This is a genomic window from Burkholderia sp. BCC0322 (assembly GCF_902833045.1).
In the GTDB taxonomy this organism is placed as follows: domain Bacteria; phylum Pseudomonadota; class Gammaproteobacteria; order Burkholderiales; family Burkholderiaceae; genus Burkholderia.
On the sequence record NZ_CADFDU010000002.1, the window covers coordinates 268,365 to 284,654 of the forward strand.

The window sequence follows — 16,290 nt, forward strand, 5'->3', positions numbered from 1 at the left end:
GATGCGCCGCGGCGCGCGACGCATCGATCCGCCCATTATACGGACGCCGCGCGCGAGGCCCAGCGCCCTCCCGTCATTCGCATGAGCAGTCGCTAGCCGTACAGCAGATGCTCGACGAGCTGGATCCAGTGGGCAACCGGAATCTGCGTGCCGCTCTGCAGGTGCGCGATGCAGCCGATGTTGCCGGAGACGATCATCTGCGGTTCGAGCGCCTGCAGCTTCAGCAGCTTCTGCTTGCGCAACCGGTACGACAGCGACGGCTGCGTCAGCGAATAGGTGCCGGCCGACCCGCAGCACAGATGGCTGTCGGCCGGCAGCCGCACGTCGATGCCGAGCGTCTCGAGCAGGCGTTCGACCTTGCCGCGCGACTGCTGGCCGTGCTGCAGCGTGCACGGCGGGTGGTACGCGACCGTATGGATCGCGCGGCGCCGCGCGAGCGTCGCGAGCTCGGCCTCGAACGCGAGCAGCACGTCGGAGATGTCGCGCGTGAGCGACACGATGCGCTGCGCCTTCTCCGCGTAGGCCGGGTCGTCGCGCAGCAGGTGCGCGTATTCGAGCACCGTCGCGCCGCAGCCCGACGCGTTCATCACGATGGCCTCGACACCCTGTTCGACATGGGGCCACCACGCGTCGATGTTGCGGCGCGCGTCGTCGAGCGCTTCGTCGTGATAGTTCAGGTGCAGGCGGATCGCGCCGCAGCAGCCGGCATCGGGCGCGACGACCGTCTCGACGCCGAGCGCGTCGAGCACGCGCGCGGTCGCGATGTTGATGTTCGGCAGCATCGACGGCTGCACGCAGCCGCCGAGCATCAGCATCTTGCGCGGATGCGTACGGTGGGGCCATTCGAGCAGCCGCGTGCGCGGCGGCACCTTGTCGCGCAGCCGCTTCGGCAGCAGCGGCCGCACGTGCTGGCCGAGCCGCATCACCGGCGAGAACAGCGCGGCGTTCGGGACGACGCTCGCGAGCATGCGACGCACGAGACGCTGCTGCACCGGGCGTTTCACCTGCGCCTCGACGTGCTTGCGGCCGATCTCGACGAGCCGGCCGTACTGGACGCCTGACGGGCAGGTCGTCTCGCAGCTGCGGCACGTGAGGCAGCGGTCGAGGTGCTGCTGCGTGCTGCGCGTGACGGGCGCGCCTTCGACCATCTGCTTGATCAGGTAGATACGGCCGCGCGGGCCGTCGAGTTCGTCGCCGAGCAACTGGTAGGTCGGGCAGGTCGCGGTACAGAACCCGCAATGCACGCACTTGCGCAATATCGCGTCGGCCTCGTCGCCGTCGGGCGTATTGCGGATGAAATCGGCGAGGTTCGTTTGCATTTAGGGTCTGTTTACCTGGGGAACGCGCATGCGTTGCCACGAGAAGCGCCGCTCGCGAGGCGCGCGACGTTGCGAATACTGGCGAACTTGCAAGGAGCGCAACGCGGCAAGCGGCCGTTCTCGTGGCAACCCCCAATTAAAGAAGACATGCCACGGGAATGCCCGCGGTCGTCCGTATGGCGGCGTCGCTCGTCGCTTGTCCCCCAAGGGGATGTCCAGCGGGGCGTTCGGCCCGGCCAAACGGCGCCCGTCATTTCCTGCCCTACGCCTCGCGGGAAGTCCGCTTGGGGGGCAAGCAATTTTGGGCATGCGCGTGTGCGTTCCATAGGCGAACAGGCCCTAAAGATCCGGGTAGAGCCGGCCGCGGTTGAAGATGCGCGCGGGATCGAACGCGGCCTTCAGCCCGCGGTGGATTTTCATCATCGGGGCGGGGAGCGGCGTGAACACGCCCGCGCTGCGATCGTACGCGTCGCCCGCGCGGAACAGCGTCGCGTGGCCGCCGGCCTGCTTGGCGCTCATCCGCACGGTCTGCGCGTCGGCGTCGGTGATCCACCAGCGCTGCGCACCGCCCCATTCCATCAGCTGGGTGCCGGGCAGGTGCATCGGTTCGGTGATCGACGGCAGCGCGAGGCGCCACAGCGCATAGCCGGGCGGGATGCCGTTGAAGAACGGGTCGGTATGCTCGCGCAGGCCGGCCCAGAAGCGCTCGGCCTCCACAGCGTCGACGACTTCGCCGCCGAGCAGCGTCTTCGCGGATTTCACGGCCGCTTCGGCGCCCGACAGGCGCAGCACGAGCGTACCGTTGCGCCACCCGCTCGCGCTGACGGGCAGCGGATGGCCGCCCCATTCGTTGAGCTTGCGCACCGCGTCGGTCGCGGTCATCTCGAACTTCAGCGTGACTTCGGCGACGGGCATCGGCAGCACCTTGATCGACAGGTCGAGCATCAGCCCGAGCGTGCCGAGCGCGCCGGCCATCAGTCGCGACACGTCGTATCCCGCGACGTTCTTCACGACCTGTCCGCCGAAACGCAGCATTTCGCCGCGGCCGTTCATCAGCGTGACGCCGAGCACGAAATCGCGCGGTGCGCCGCACGTGGCGCGCCGCGGCCCCGCGAGGCCGGCCGCGACGCAGCCGCCGACAGTGGCCGCGCGGCCGAAGTGCGGCGGCTCGAACGGCAGCATCTGGCCGCACTCGGCGAGGACGGTTTCAAGCTGCGCGAGCGGCGTGCCCGCGCGGACCGTGACGACGAGTTCGGCCGGGTCGTACGACACGACGCCCTGAAACGTGCGCGTGTCGAGTATTTCGCCCTCGAGCGCCTGGCCGTACCAGTCCTTGGTGCCGCCGCCGCGAATCCGCAGCGGCCGGCCGTCGGCACTGGCGGCGCGGATGCGCTCGGCCCATCCGGCGACGATGTCGTCCTCTTCCATGTTCTGTCGCTGCCTCGACTTGTTGTTCGGTCGATTGTACCGGGGTGGCGCGATTCCACATCGCGACTATCCCTAAGCCCCGTATTGCCGGCCGCATGCTTGCGCCGTCGCGCGAACGGCCGACGCGGGCGTCGCCGTCCGCCGCGGCCCGGCCGCCGGCACGGGCCGCGTAGCGCGCGATGCTCAGAAGCGCGGCAGGTCGGGGTGCGGCAGCAGCCCGCCGCGCACGTGCTGGCGACCGTACTCGGCGCAGCGCGCGCGGGTCGGGATGCCCTTGTCCGGGTTCAGCAGCCCCGCCGGATCGAACGCGCGCTTGACCGCGAAGAACGCGTCGCGCTCCTGCGGCGAGAACTGTACGCACATCGAATTGAGCTTTTCGATGCCGACGCCGTGCTCGCCCGTCACGCTGCCGCCGAATTCCACGCAGCATTCGAGGATTTCCGCGCCGAACTGCTCCGCGCGGTGCAGTTCGTCCGGATCGTTCGCGTTGTACAGGATCAGCGGATGCATGTTGCCGTCGCCCGCATGGAACACGTTGATGCAGCGCAGCCCGTAGCGCGTTTCGAGCTGCTCGATGCGCGCAAGCAACGGGCCGATCGCGCGGCGCGGCACGGTGCCGTCCATGCAGTAGTAGTCGGCGGAAATCCGGCCTGCGGCCGGGAACGCGTTCTTGCGGCCCGACCAGTAGCGCAGCCGCTCCTGTTCGTTGCGCGATACCTGGATGCGCGTCGCGCCGTGTTCGCGCAGCACGGCCGTCATCCGCACGATCTCTTCCGCGACTTCCTCCGGCGTGCCGTCCGATTCGCACAGCAGGATCGCCTTCGCGTCGAGGTCGTAGCCCGCGTGCGTGAACGCCTCGACGGCCTGCGTGGCCGGCTTGTCCATCATCTCGAGCCCGGCCGGGATGATCCCCGACGCGATGATCGCCGCGACGGCCTCGCCGCCCTTGACGACGTCGTCGAAGCTCGCCATCACGAGCTGGGCCGTTTGCGGCTTCGGGATCAGCTTCACCGTGACCTCGGTGACGATCGCGAACATCCCTTCGCTGCCGATCATCACGGCGAGCAGGTCGAGGCCCGGCATGTCGAGCGCGAGCGAGCCGAATTCGACGATCTCGCCGTCGATCGTCACTGCGCGCACGCGCATCACGTTGTGCACGGTCAGCCCGTATTTCAGGCAGTGGACGCCGCCGGAATTTTCCGCGACGTTGCCGCCGATCGTGCACGCGATCTGCGACGACGGATCGGGCGCGTAATACAGGCCGTACGGCGCGGCGGCTTCCGAGATCGCGAGGTTGCGCACGCCGGGCTGCACGGTCGCCGTGCGCGCGTAAGGATCGACTTCGACGATGCGCGTGAAGCGCGCAAGCGACAGCACGACGCCGAGCGCGATCGGCAACGCGCCGCCCGACAGGCTCGTGCCCGCGCCGCGCGGCACGATCGGTACTTCCATGCGGCGGCAGATCTGCACGATCCGCTGCACCTGCGATTCCGTTTCGGGCAACGCGACCGCGAGCGGCAGGCGGCGGTACGCCGACAGGCCGTCGCATTCGTACGGCGCCGTGTCTTCGTCGCGATACAGCAGGCAGTGCGTCGGCAGCACGGCCATCAGCGCCTGCACGACTTCACGCTGGCGCTGCGCGCGTGCCGCGCTCGACAGTTCGACGGGAGCGTTCATGGGGTCTCCTGCAGCAGGCGGCATGGTGTCGCGCCGCCGTGTCAGCACGTGAAAATCTTGCCCGGATTCATCAGGTTGCGCGGATCGAGCGCGAGCTTGATCGCACGCATCGTGTCGATCGCGTTGTCGCCGTGCTCCTTGGGCAGGAAGCGCATCTTGTGCAGCCCGACGCCGTGCTCGCCCGTGCAGGTACCGCCCAGGCGCAGCGCGCGCTCGACGATCCGGTCGTTGATGTGCTCGGCTTCGGCGAGTTCCTCGGGCTTGTCGGGGTCGATCAGGATCGCGACGTGGAAATTGCCATCCCCGACGTGGCCGACGATCGGGCAGGGCAGCGATGACGCGCGCAGGTCGACTTCGGTTTCCTCGACACACGCGGCGAGCTGCGAGATCGGCACGCACACGTCGGTCGTCACCGCACGGCAGCCGGGCTTCAACTGCAGCATCGCGAAATACGCATTGTGGCGGGCGGCCCAGAGCCGGCTGCGGTCTTCGGGGCGGGTTGCCCATTCGAAGCCCTGGCCGTCGTTCTGGCCGGCGAGCGCCTGCACGAGCTCGGCCTGTTCCTTGACACCGGCCTGGGTGCCGTGGAATTCGAAGAACAGCGTCGGCGCTTCGGTGAGCGTCAGGTTCGAATGGCGGTTGATCGAGCGCACGGCGAGCGCATCGACGAATTCGACGCGCGCGATCGGCACGCCGATCTGGATCGTCTCGATCACGGTGCGCACCGCGTCGCCCATCGACGGGAACGTGCAGACCGCGGCGGATACGGCTTCGGGCAGCGGATGCAGGCGCAGCGTGATCTCGGTGATCACGCCGAGCGTGCCTTCGGAGCCGACGAACAGGCGCGTGAGGTCGTAGCCGGCCGACGACTTGCGGGCGCGCGAGCCGGTTTTCACCACGCGGCCGTCGGCGAGCACGGCGGTCAGGCCGAGCACGTTCTCGCGCATCGTGCCGTAGCGCACGGCGTTGGTGCCCGATGCGCGCGTTGCGGTCATCCCACCGATGCTGGCGTCGGCGCCCGGGTCGATCGGGAAGAACAGGCCGGTGTCGCGCAGGGCTTCGTTGAGCGCCTTGCGCGTGATGCCCGGCTCGACCGTCACGGTCAGGTCTTCGGCGTTGATCGACAGCACGCGGTTCATTTCCGACAGGTCGAGCGATATGCCGCCGCGTACTGCGAGCAGGTGGCCTTCGAGCGACGAGCCGGCGCCGTACGGGATCAGCGGGACGCTGTACAGCGAGCACAGCGACACGACTTCGCGCACGTCGTCCGCGCTGTGTGCGAACACGACGGCGTCGGGCAGTTGCGGGTCGAACGGCGATTCGTCCCGGCCGTGGTGCGCGCGGACGGCTTCGGCCGTCGACACGCGCTCGCCGAAGGCGGCGCGCAGCGCATCGAGCATGGCGGGGGGGACGGGGCGGCGCGTGGCGGCCGGCGGGGCAGGGTGATTCACGTACGTCTCCTTGTCGATCCGGGTGAGCGTGTTGGCGCCGGCCCGGCTCCCGTGCTGCAGGGTTTCGGCCCATTCTACGCTGTAACGCCCGCTGCGCCCGCCGCTGCGGGCTGCGATAATCGCGTTCGAACGCAACCGGGCCGCGTCGCGGCCGCGCACGAGAGGACATTCGCATGGGCAACCGCTTGAGCAAGATCGCCACGCGCACGGGCGACGATGGCACCACCGGACTCGGCGACGGCCGGCGCGTCGGCAAGGACGACACGCGGATCGCCGCGATCGGCGACGTCGACGAACTGAACTCGAACCTCGGCGTGCTGCTCGCCGAGGCGCTGCCGGACGACATCCGCACGGCGCTCGTGACGATCCAGCACGACCTGTTCGATCTCGGCGGCGAATTGTGCATTCCCGGCCATGCCGTGCTCGACGACACGCATCTCGCGCGTCTCGACCGCTGGCTCGCCGACTACAACGCGACGCTGCCGCCGCTGAAGGAGTTCATCCTGCCGGCCGGTTCGCGCGCGGCGTCGCTCGCGCACGTGTGCCGGACCGTGTGCCGCCGCGCGGAGCGCTCGATCGTCGCGCTCGGGCGCACCGAGACGCTCAATGATGCGCCGCGGCGCTACGTGAACCGGCTGTCGGACCTGCTGTTCGTGCTGGCGCGCGTGCTGAACCGCACCGGCGGCGGATCGGACGTGCTGTGGGAGCGCGGCCGCGTCCGCTGACGTTTTGCCCTTTGCCGCACTGCGACAATTTGCCCGGGGAGCAGCGATTTTTTAAGATGTATTGTGCGTGCATGTTTAACGGAGAACGAACATGACCCACATCACCGCTGACCAGATGGCTCGCGTGAAGGCCACTGCCCCTGTCCTCGCCGTGCACGGCGCGACGATCACGAAGCACTTCTACCAGCGCATGTTCGCGCGCCATCCGGAACTGAAAAACCTGTTCAACCAGACGCACCAGAAGACGGGCAGCCAGCCGGAAACGCTCGCGAAGGCCGTCTACGCGTACGCGGCGAACATCGACAACCTCGGCGCACTCGGCGGTGCGGTGTCGCACATCGCGCACAAGCACGCGAGCCTGAACATCCGCCCCGAGCATTACCCGATCGTCGGCGAGAACCTGCTGGCGTCGATCGTGGAAGTGCTGGGCGACGCGGTCGATGCCGACACGCTCGAGGCGTGGCGCGTCGCGTACGGCCAGCTCGCGCAGATCCTGATCGGTGCCGAGGCCGACCTGTACGCGGGTGCCGCGTGGAGCGGGTTCCGTCCGTTCAAGGTCGAGCGCAAGGTGCGCGAAAGCGACGAGATCACGTCGTTCTACCTGAGCCCGGCCGACGGCGGCGCGGCACCGACGTTCGAGCCCGGGCAGTACATCACGGTGAAGCGCTTCGTCGGCGACCTCGGCGTCGACCAGCCGCGTCAGTACAGCCTGTCCGACGCGCCGCACGGCAAGTGGCTGCGCATCTCGGTGAAGCGCGAGGCCGGCCAGCCGGAAGTCATTCCGGCCGGCAAGGTGTCGACGCTGATGCATGACGGCGTGGAAGAGGGGGCGATCGTGGAGGCGACCGCGCCGATGGGCGAATTCTCGCTGAAGCGTGGCGTCGAGACGCCGGTGGTGCTGATCTCCGGCGGCGTCGGCATTACGCCGATGATGTCGATGGCGTCGGCGCTGATCGCCGAGGGCAGCAAGCGCGAAGTGCGGTTCGTCCACGCTTGCCGCTCGGGCGCGGTGCACGCGTTTCGCGACTGGCTGAACGATACGGTGCGCGACCATGCGAACGTCAAGCGCGCGGTGCTGTACGAGCGGGTCGGTCCGAACGATCGCGCCGGCATCGACCACGACCAGGAAGGGCGCCTCACGCCGCAACGCGTGCAGCAATACGCACTGGTGCCGGATGCCGACTATTACATCTGCGGCCCGATCGGGTTCATGAAGGCGCAGCGTGACGCGCTCGTCGCGCTCGGCGTCGCGCCGGAACGCGTGAATACCGAGATCTTCGGCTCGGGCGCGCTCGAGTGATGCGTTGACGCGGATTCCCGAGGAACGGAAAAGCCCGGCGTGAACCGGGCTTTTTCGTTTGTGCCTGCGCCGACAGGCGTCGCGGGGTCAGTTGCCGCTGCCGCGCGTGACGCGGCGCGCCTTCACCGATTCCGCAAGGCCTTCGAGCACCTTCACGCTGTCGTCCCATGCGATGCACGCATCGGTGATGCTCTGGCCGTAGGTCAGCGCGCAGCCTTCCTTCAGGTCCTGGCGCCCCTCGACGAGATGCGATTCGATCATCACGCCGACGATGCGGGCGTCGCCGGCCGCGATCTGGCGGCCGATGTCGGCACAGACGGGGATCTGGTTCTCGTGCTTCTTCGAGCTGTTCGCGTGGCTCGCGTCGATCATCAGGCGCGCGGCGAGGCCGGCCTTGCCGATGTCTGCGCACGCGGCGTTCACGCTGTCGGCGTCGTAGTTCGGCGCCTTGCCGCCGCGCAGGATCACGTGGCAGTCCTCGTTGCCGGCCGTCGACACGATCGCCGAATGGCCGCCCTTCGTCACCGACAGGAAATGGTGCGGCTGCGATGCGGCCTTGATCGCGTCGACCGCGATCTTCACGTTGCCGTCGGTGCCGTTCTTGAAACCGACCGGGCACGACAGCCCCGACGCGAGCTCGCGGTGAACCTGCGATTCCGTCGTGCGCGCGCCGATCGCACCCCACGAGATCAGGTCGGCGATGTACTGCGGGCTGATCATGTCGAGGTATTCGGTTGCGGCCGGCAGCCCCATCTCGTTGATCTGGAGCAGCAGCTCGCGCGCGGTGCGCAGCCCTTCGTTGATCTTGAAGCTGTTGTCGAGGTGCGGATCGTTGATGAGACCCTTCCAGCCGACCGTCGTGCGCGGCTTCTCGAAGTACACGCGCATCACGATTTCCAGTTCGCCCTTGAAGCGCTCGCGCTCCTTCACCAGCCGGCCCGCGTACTCGATCGCCGCCTTCGTGTCATGGATCGAGCACGGCCCGATCACGACGATCAGCCGGTCGTCCATCCCGTGCAGGATGCGGTGCATCGACTGGCGCGAGTTGTAGATCAGCTCGGACGCGGCTTCGGAGCACGCGAATTCGCGGATCAGGTGGGCGGGCGGCGTCAGTTCCTTGAGTTCGCGAATGCGGACGTCGTCGGTGTTGTGCGGGGGCATGCTGTTTCTCCTTGGTTCCGGGCGCCGTTCGGTCAGTGCGAGTGCGCGTGCGGCAGATTCATCAATTCAAGCGATTCAGTGGTGTCGGTCGGGGCTGCGGAACCGCTGCGGCGGCGACCGGGTGGCGAAGGGCGAAAAAAAAACCGCCGGGTTCGCCGGCGGTTTTTTCGGGAATTTCGGTTGCGCTCTACGCGCCATCAACCCTCTCGATCCGCCAGCGGTCTGAGATACCAAAAAAAGTAAAAGTAAAACTTGGCGGACATGACGGAGATTCGGTTCGTCAAAAAAAGTTGATTCGGAATTTATACCCCGTCGCCGGGCGGCTGGCAACCGGGAAACGTCGAAAATGCGGACATTCCGCGCGTTTTCTTCAAAATGCGCGGAATGTCTGCGCCGCGATGCGGTTATGCCGTACCGCCGACCGTCATCCGGTCGATCCGCAGGGTCGGCTGGCCGACGCCGACCGGCACGCTCTGGCCTTCCTTGCCGCATACGCCGACACCCGAGTCGAGCGACATGTCGTTGCCGATCATGCTCACGTCCTTCAGCGATTCGGGGCCGCTGCCGATCAGCGTCGCGCCCTTCACCGGGTAGGTGATCTTGCCGTTCTCGATCATGTACGCCTCCGACGCCGAGAACACGAACTTGCCGTTCGTGATGTCGACCTGGCCGCCGCCGAAGTTCACCGCGTACAGGCCGTTCTTCACCGACGCGATGATTTCCTGCGGATCCTTGTCGCCGTTCAGCATGTACGTGTTCGTCATGCGCGGCATCGGCAGCGCCGCGTACGACTCGCGGCGCGCGTTGCCGGTGACCGGCATCTTCATCAGGCGTGCGTTCAGCGTGTCCTGGATGTAGCCCTTCAGGATGCCGTCCTCGATCAGCGTCGTGCACTGCGTCGGGTTGCCTTCGTCGTCGATGTTCAGCGAGCCGCGGCGGTTCGGCAGCGTGCCGTCGTCGACGACGGTCACGCCCTTCGCGGCGACCCGCTCGCCGATCCGGCCAGCAAATGCCGACGAGCCCTTGCGGTTGAAGTCGCCCTCGAGACCGTGGCCGATCGCCTCGTGCAGCAGCACGCCCGGCCAGCCCGGCCCGAGCACGACCGTCATCGCGCCGGCCGGCGCGGGGCGGGCGTCGAGGTTCACGAGCGCCGCATGCACGGCGTCGTCGACGTAGCGCGACAGCACTTCGTCGGTGAAGTAGCCGTAGTCGAAGCGGCCGCCGCCGCCGCCGGAGCCGATCTCGCGGCGGCCGTTCTGCTCGGCGATCACCGTGACCGATACGCGCACGAGCGGGCGGATGTCGGCCGCGAGCGCGCCGTCGCTGCGCGCGACCAGCACGACGTCGTATTCGCCGGCGAGGCCCGCCATCACCTGCGTGATGCGCGGGTCGCGGCCGCGCGCCATCTGCTCGATGCGTTCGAGCAGCTTGACCTTGGCCGTCGCGTCGAGCGACGCGAGCGGATCGGACGGCAGGTACAGGTCGCGGCCCGAGATGCCCTTCAGCGACGTTGCCGCCTTGATCTTCTGGCGGCCGCCGCCGGCCGCCGCGATCGCCTTGGTCGCTGCGGCGGCTTGCGCGATGGCTTCCGGCGACAGGTCGTCGGAATACGCGAACGCGGTGCGGTCGCCCGCGACCGCGCGCACGCCGACGCCCTGGTCGATGCTGAAGCTGCCCGATTTGACGATGCCTTCCTCGAGGCTCCACGCTTCGCTGCGGGTCGCCTGGAAGTACAGGTCCGCGTAGTCGACGCGATGCGTGAAGATGTCGGCGATCGTGCGCGTGAGCAGGCTTTCGTCGAGGCCGTACGGCGTGAGCAGGATGTCCTTCGCCAGCGCGAGGTTGCGGATGCCGGGTTCGATGATGTTCATGCGGATATCGGGGTTTCTCAAAAAGTTGTCGGGTGCTTCTGGGCAGATGGGTTGGCCGCGCGGCGTTTCAAGCGGCGCGGCGGATTCAGGTCAGCACGCGGTGCCGCCACGCGGGCAGGCTCTGACGCACGTCGGCGATGCGTTGCGGATCGATCGCGCCGAGCACGACGCTGGCGCCCACGTCGCGGACCGCGACGATCTCGCCCCACGGGTCGATCAGCATGCTGTGGCCCCAGGTGCGCCGGCCGTTCTCGTGCTTGCCGCCTTGCGCGGCCGCGAGCACGTAGCACTGGTTCTCGACGGCCCGCGCGCGCAGCAGCGTTTCCCAGTGCGCGCGGCCCGTCGTATACGTAAACGCCGACGGTACGACGATCAACGCGCAGTCGCCCATCCTGCGATACAGCTCCGGAAAGCGGAGATCGTAACAGACCGACAGGCCGACCCGCCCGAACGGCGCGTCGAACGAGACGACCGTATCGCCCGCGCGGATCGTGCGCGCCTCGTCGAACGACTCGTCGCCTTTCTCGAAGTTGAACAGGTGGATCTTGTCGTAGCGCGCGGCTTCGTTACCGGACGGATCGAACACGAGCGTCGTGTTGAGCACGCGATCGGGCTCGGGCGCCTTCAGCGGCAGCGTGCCGCCGATTACCCAGACGCCGTGGCGACGCGCGGCGTCCGCGAGGAAGTGCTGGATCGGGCCGTCCCGGTAGGGTTCGGCGAGCGCGAGCTTGTCGGTGTCGCGGTGGCCCATGAAGCAGAAATACTCGGGCAGCAGCACGAGCTGCGCGCCTTCGCCGGCGGCCTCCGCGATCAGGCGGCGGGCTTCGGCGAGATTGCGCGCGACGTCCGGCGTGCTCACCATCTGCAGCGCGGCGACCTGGAAGGGCGTGGCGGAACGGGTGTGGTCGGTCATCGCAGGATCGGTTGCGTCATAAATGGGGTGCGGCTCGGCGTGCGGCTCAATGGTTCGCCGCATCGGCCGGACCGTGATTCATCTTACCCTGATCGCCCCGCACCCGCTCGATGTGCGGGTGCGCCCACGAGCCGGTGATTGCGTAGTCGAGCGCGAACGCGTGCGACAGCGTCTCCGACAGCGCGTAGTTCGCGGCCAGCACGCCGACGCCGAGCAGCGGGTTGATGATGGCCGCCCCGATTGCCGCCGCGCCCGCGCTGATTTTCGGCGCGACGTGCGCATGCAGGTCCTGCGTCTCGGTACCGAGATCGACCGCACCGCGCACAGTGACGTTCGCGGGCCCCGTCATCATCGAGAAGTCGTCGGTGCGGGCGATCCCGTTCGAGATCTGGCCGGTGCCGGTGATCTTGTCGAACGGCAGCCCCTTGCCGATCACGTCGCGGAAATTCAGCGTCAGGAAACGGGCGAGGCTCTGCAGGCTCAGCACGCCGAGCAGCTTCGCCGCGCCCGGATCGACCTTCAGGATCTGGCCGTGTTCGAGATCGAGCGCGATCTGGCCGCCGAGCGACGGGAAGTCGAGCGCGGTCGGGCCGCCGCGCCAGGCAACCTTGCCGGTCACCGAGCCATGGCCGTCCGCAAGCGTGCGCGGCAGGCCGACGCGGTCGAGCAGCGCGCCCGCGTTGCCGATGTCGAGCTTGAAGTCGAACACGGTGCGGCGCGGTGCGTCGTTCTCGTCGACGCCGCGGGCGAGCGCGCGGCGCGACGTGCGCCAGTTGCCGGTTGCCGTCAGCTTCGCGTCCGGGTTCGAGAGCTCCAGCTTGTCGAGCTGCCAGACCGGCGTGCCGGCTTCGTCGATATTGCGTGCATTGACGACGAGGCGGCCGATGTCGTGGTCGCGCGCGACGACCTGGTCGACGATCAGGTCGATCGACGGCATCGGGCGGTCGGTCGGCGTCGGCAGGTTCATCGCGCGGCCGACGAGATCGTGCTGCGCGCTGTCGGGCACCACGAGCTTCGCGAGCCGCGCGTTCAGCACGCCCGCGCCGTTGTGGCCGCCGCCCGGCGCCCACGACAGGTAGCCCGACACCTGGTTCGATGCGATGTTCGCCTGCCACAGCTCGTCGACGTGCGACGCGCCGACGATCACGTTTTCCCAGTTGCGCTTGAGCAGCTTCAGCGTGCCGAAATGGAACGCGAAGCGCTTCGGCGCGAAGCTCGCGAAATCGACGCGCGGCGCGGCGGGCTGCGGCTCCTGCGCGCGCGGCGTGTCGGACTTCAGCGTATGGGCAAGCGCGAGCCACGCATCGGCGTCCAGTTCGTTGACGTCGACGGCCGCGCTCACGCCGTCCTGAGGCATGTCGGGCATCCGGTGGATGCCCATCGCGCCGCGCACCGCGCGCAGCGGCTGGCCGCGCGTCGCGTCGAGCAGATAGGTCGCGGACACGGGGCCGAGCGTCAGGTCGGCATGTTCGAGGCGCTTGCCGTCCGCCTGCGGCGCCGGTTGCAGCGTGAAGCTGAACGGCATCGGCGTGCCGGCCGCCTTGGCGAACGGCGCGGGGAAGTTCAGCGCGACGCCGGTCAGGTCGGAATGCGCGCTGATGTCGGGCAGGCGGCCCGGCGCGCCGCGCACGGCGACCTTGTACGGTGCGTCGCCCACCACGTGCTCGAGCAGCGCGGCGGCCGGGCCGTGCAGGTTCAGGCCGCGCGCGGCGTCGAGCGCGAGCCGGCCGTCGACGTCCACCGAGTAGGGCCCGTGCGACTGGAAGTTGCCGTTCGCGCGCACCGGGCCGCCGAGGAAGCGCCCCGACAGGTCGTGCAGCGACGCGCCGGCCTCGGTGAACCGGACACTGCCGCGCAGCGCGGACAGCGGCGGCACGCCGCTGGTCGTCAGCGTGTTGCCGCCGAACGCGAGCGCGCCTTCGACGTGCGTGTGCGGATGCGCGACGTGCTGCGGAATCGTGATCTTGAGCGCGAGCGACGCGGGCCCCTGCGCCTCGATCCGCTGGCCGATGTGCCCGCTCATCGTGCCGAGCGAGCTGTTGTCCGCGTAGTCGATCAGGTCGGCCAGCGGCCCCTGCGCATGGCCGTCGATGACGAGCGGCGAGTGGGTCGGGTTGCCCAGATCGTCGATGCGGCCGGTGACCTTCGTCAGCGCGACGCGCTTGTAGTGTGCGCGCTCGATGTCGAAGCGCAGCTTGTTCTGCGCGAGCTCGAGCACGCCGTCGATCCCCTCGAGTGCCGGCCAGACGCTCGGCGTGCCGTTCGCGAGCTTGCGCGGCGGGTACGGCGTCGGTTCGAAGCGGCCGCCGGTGAACGGCGCGACGATATGGAACACGCCGGCGTCGGGCTCGTGTTCGAACGGGAATTTCTCGAGCGGGCCGCGGGCGACGATCGATGCGCCCTTGCTCACCTGGCCGTCCTGCAGCGCGTGGCCGAGATAGTCGCGCAGGTGTTCGGACATCCCGGTCGGCAGGTAGCGCGGAATGCGCGCCACCGACGCGCGGGCGAAATCGGCACGCAGGTCGAGCGAGCCGCGGCCGTGGCCGGGGTTCGTGTACGAGCCGGACACCGCGATCTCGGCATCGGGGTTCGAGACGAGCAGGTCGGGCAGCGTCACGTCGACGCGCGCGTGCTTGTCGCCGGCCACGGGCGTGATCACCCACTTGGCGTTGCCGCGCAACCGGTCGAACGTCAGGCGCGGCTCGTCGAATTCACCGGGAACCGTGACGGCCGCGTTGACCGTGTCGAAATGCGCGCTGCCGCCCGTCTCGTTCGCATCGACGCGGCCCCACAGGTTTTCGACGCCCGGCCAGCCGGCGCGCGGGTGGCCGCGTGGCGACAGGCCCGGCGGCGGCTCTTGCGCGGCGAAGCTGATGCCCTGGAGATCGCCGAGGAAACGGTAGCGGACGATCGGCGCGGCGCCCGTGCGCCGCTCCTCGTCGGCAAGGTCGGCTCGCGCCGGCTTCGCGCGTTCGACCTCGATCTGATAGTTCGACACCATCCCGCGCGGGTCGATCTTGATCAGTTCGTTGCGCAGGCGCGCCGGCAGCGGCAGCCCGCGAATGAACTCGCTGAGGATGCCGAGATCGACGCGGTCGCCGACGACGCTCAACAGCTGCCCCTGGCTCGCGGTCGGCACGCGGTAGCGGGCCGTCAGCGTCGACAGTGCCAGCGAGCGGGCGAGCGGCGTGCCGTCCGGCAACGGCGGCTGGCCGAGCTCCGCATTGAAGCGGGTCAGGTGCAGCGTGTAGTCGTGGCCGGCGGCGAGCTGCATGTCCCAGCCGAAGCCGACCGTCGGCACGTCGAGCCGCGGCTGCGTCGGGCGCACGCGCAGCGCGACGTCCGCGCCCTGCAGGTCGCCGCCCGCCGAATGCAGATGGCCGTCGCCGAAGGTGGCCCAGATCGCGTTGTCGATCCGGCCCGCGTGGATCGTGAGCGGCATGTCGAGGTAGCGCGCCAGCGTCTGCAGGTCGACCGGGCCGGTCGACAGGTACGCGTCGCCCGTCCAGTTCGACGGCTTGCCGACCGGGGCGAGCGGCTTGTGCTTGAAGCGCGCGCGGAAATCGAGCGGGCCGAGCAGCAGCGTGCCGTTCGCGGGCGCCTGCAGCGCGGCCTTGTGCACGCGGCCGTCGTTGAGCACCGCGAGCCGGATGCCCGACAGCACGAGCTCCGGCGCGTCATGCTGCGCGTCGCGCCAGCGCAGCGTGCCGCCGCGCAGCACGATCGCCTCCTGCTTCAGCAGCCACGTGCCGAACGTGTCGTTGCCGCCATGGGTGGTCGCCACGCCGACGCCCGCGATGCTGAGCGAGCCGTCGGCCGCACGCGCGACAACCAGGTCGGGCTGGTCGACGATCAGGCTGGACAGCGCGGGCGACAGCCGCAGCAGCGACATCCATGAAAGCGCGGCCGTCGCATGCGGCACCGACAGCGCAACCTTGCCGTCACGGCCGCGGATCGTCAGGTTCGTGAGTTCGACGCCCGGCTGCATGCCGGACCAGTTCGGGGAAAGCTTGCCGATCGAAAGCTGCGCGTGGAGCTTGTCGGACACCGCGCGCTCGATGCGCGGGCGGAATTCGTCGATGCGCGGCAGCAGGACATAGCGCAGCCCGAGGAATGCGCCGGACGCAACGAAGTAGGTGCCGATCCCGACTGCCAGCGTCACCCTGAACACGCGACGCAGGACCGGATGATCGTGCTTCGGAGGTCCCGCTTCGGGCGCAGCTACGGCGGATTCCTGACGGTCGGACATGCGGCGGACGGGCGGCGATATGGTAGTTTTGCAGACTGACGTTGAAATGTATCACACGGGTTCGTGCCGGCGGCCGTTGCGGCAGCGCGGCACGGGCTTTCCGGCGCGCGGTTTCGCGACGGGCGCACACGCCCCGCGACGCCGCGCCGAGTCCATGGGGCCGGTCGGGAACGGGGCGCGCACGCGTGTCCCGCGC

At 68.8% G+C, this 16,290-nt stretch carries 10 protein-coding genes; 2 read left to right on the forward strand and 8 right to left on the reverse strand.

The annotated features are described in order from the left end of the window. Positions 1-92: 92 nt before the first annotated feature. The 4 genes from glcF to HWX39_RS07310 form a co-directional block, all read right to left on the reverse strand. Positions 93-1,319: a glycolate oxidase subunit GlcF gene (gene glcF, locus HWX39_RS07295; RefSeq protein WP_175966572.1), complete on the reverse strand. Its 1,227-nt coding sequence runs from the start codon at positions 1,317-1,319 to the stop codon at positions 93-95. Positions 1,320-1,658: 339 nt separating this feature from the next. Then, positions 1,659-2,747, reverse strand: coding sequence for a glycolate oxidase subunit GlcE (glcE, locus tag HWX39_RS07300; protein ID WP_175966575.1), 1,089 nt, complete (start codon positions 2,745-2,747; stop codon positions 1,659-1,661). Positions 2,748-2,930: 183 nt separating this feature from the next. Continuing rightward, complete coding sequence (locus HWX39_RS07305) at positions 2,931-4,424, reverse strand: FAD-linked oxidase C-terminal domain-containing protein (protein ID WP_046544977.1); 1,494 nt, start codon at positions 4,422-4,424, stop codon at positions 2,931-2,933. Between the two features lie 41 nt (positions 4,425-4,465). Beyond that, positions 4,466-5,875 carry an FAD-linked oxidase C-terminal domain-containing protein gene (locus HWX39_RS07310; RefSeq protein ID WP_175966577.1) on the reverse strand — a complete coding sequence of 470 codons (1,410 nt, stop codon included), beginning with the start codon at positions 5,873-5,875 and terminating at the stop codon, positions 4,466-4,468. Positions 5,876-6,048: 173 nt separating this feature from the next. Here HWX39_RS07310 and HWX39_RS07315 point away from each other — a divergent pair, with 173 nt between their 5' ends. Both HWX39_RS07315 and hmpA read left to right on the forward strand, forming a co-directional pair. Then, the gene (locus tag HWX39_RS07315) at positions 6,049-6,600 is read left to right on the forward strand and encodes a cob(I)yrinic acid a,c-diamide adenosyltransferase (RefSeq protein WP_175966579.1); all 552 of its coding nucleotides are present in this window, start codon (positions 6,049-6,051) and stop codon (positions 6,598-6,600) included. A 91-nt stretch (positions 6,601-6,691) separates the two neighbouring features. Further along, positions 6,692-7,900, forward strand: coding sequence for an NO-inducible flavohemoprotein (hmpA, locus tag HWX39_RS07320; protein WP_175966581.1), 1,209 nt, complete (start codon positions 6,692-6,694; stop codon positions 7,898-7,900). 87 nt (positions 7,901-7,987) lie between these two features. Here the strand turns inward: hmpA and aroG are convergent, their stop codons facing one another. The 4 genes from aroG to HWX39_RS07340 all read right to left on the reverse strand — a co-directional run bounded on the left by aroG (position 7,988) and on the right by HWX39_RS07340 (position 16,094). After that, positions 7,988-9,061, reverse strand: a complete 1,074-nt coding sequence (gene aroG, locus HWX39_RS07325) for a 3-deoxy-7-phosphoheptulonate synthase AroG (protein ID WP_089455614.1) — start codon at positions 9,059-9,061, stop codon at positions 7,988-7,990. Between the two features lie 404 nt (positions 9,062-9,465). Then, positions 9,466-10,932, reverse strand: coding sequence for a metalloprotease TldD (gene tldD, locus HWX39_RS07330; protein WP_059236024.1), 1,467 nt, complete (start codon positions 10,930-10,932; stop codon positions 9,466-9,468). An 85-nt stretch (positions 10,933-11,017) separates the two neighbouring features. Then, complete coding sequence (locus tag HWX39_RS07335) at positions 11,018-11,845, reverse strand: carbon-nitrogen hydrolase family protein (protein WP_175966583.1); 828 nt, start codon at positions 11,843-11,845, stop codon at positions 11,018-11,020. A 46-nt stretch (positions 11,846-11,891) separates the two neighbouring features. Next, positions 11,892-16,094, reverse strand: coding sequence for an AsmA-like C-terminal region-containing protein (locus tag HWX39_RS07340; protein WP_175966585.1), 4,203 nt, complete (start codon positions 16,092-16,094; stop codon positions 11,892-11,894). Positions 16,095-16,290: the final 196 nt, after the last annotated feature.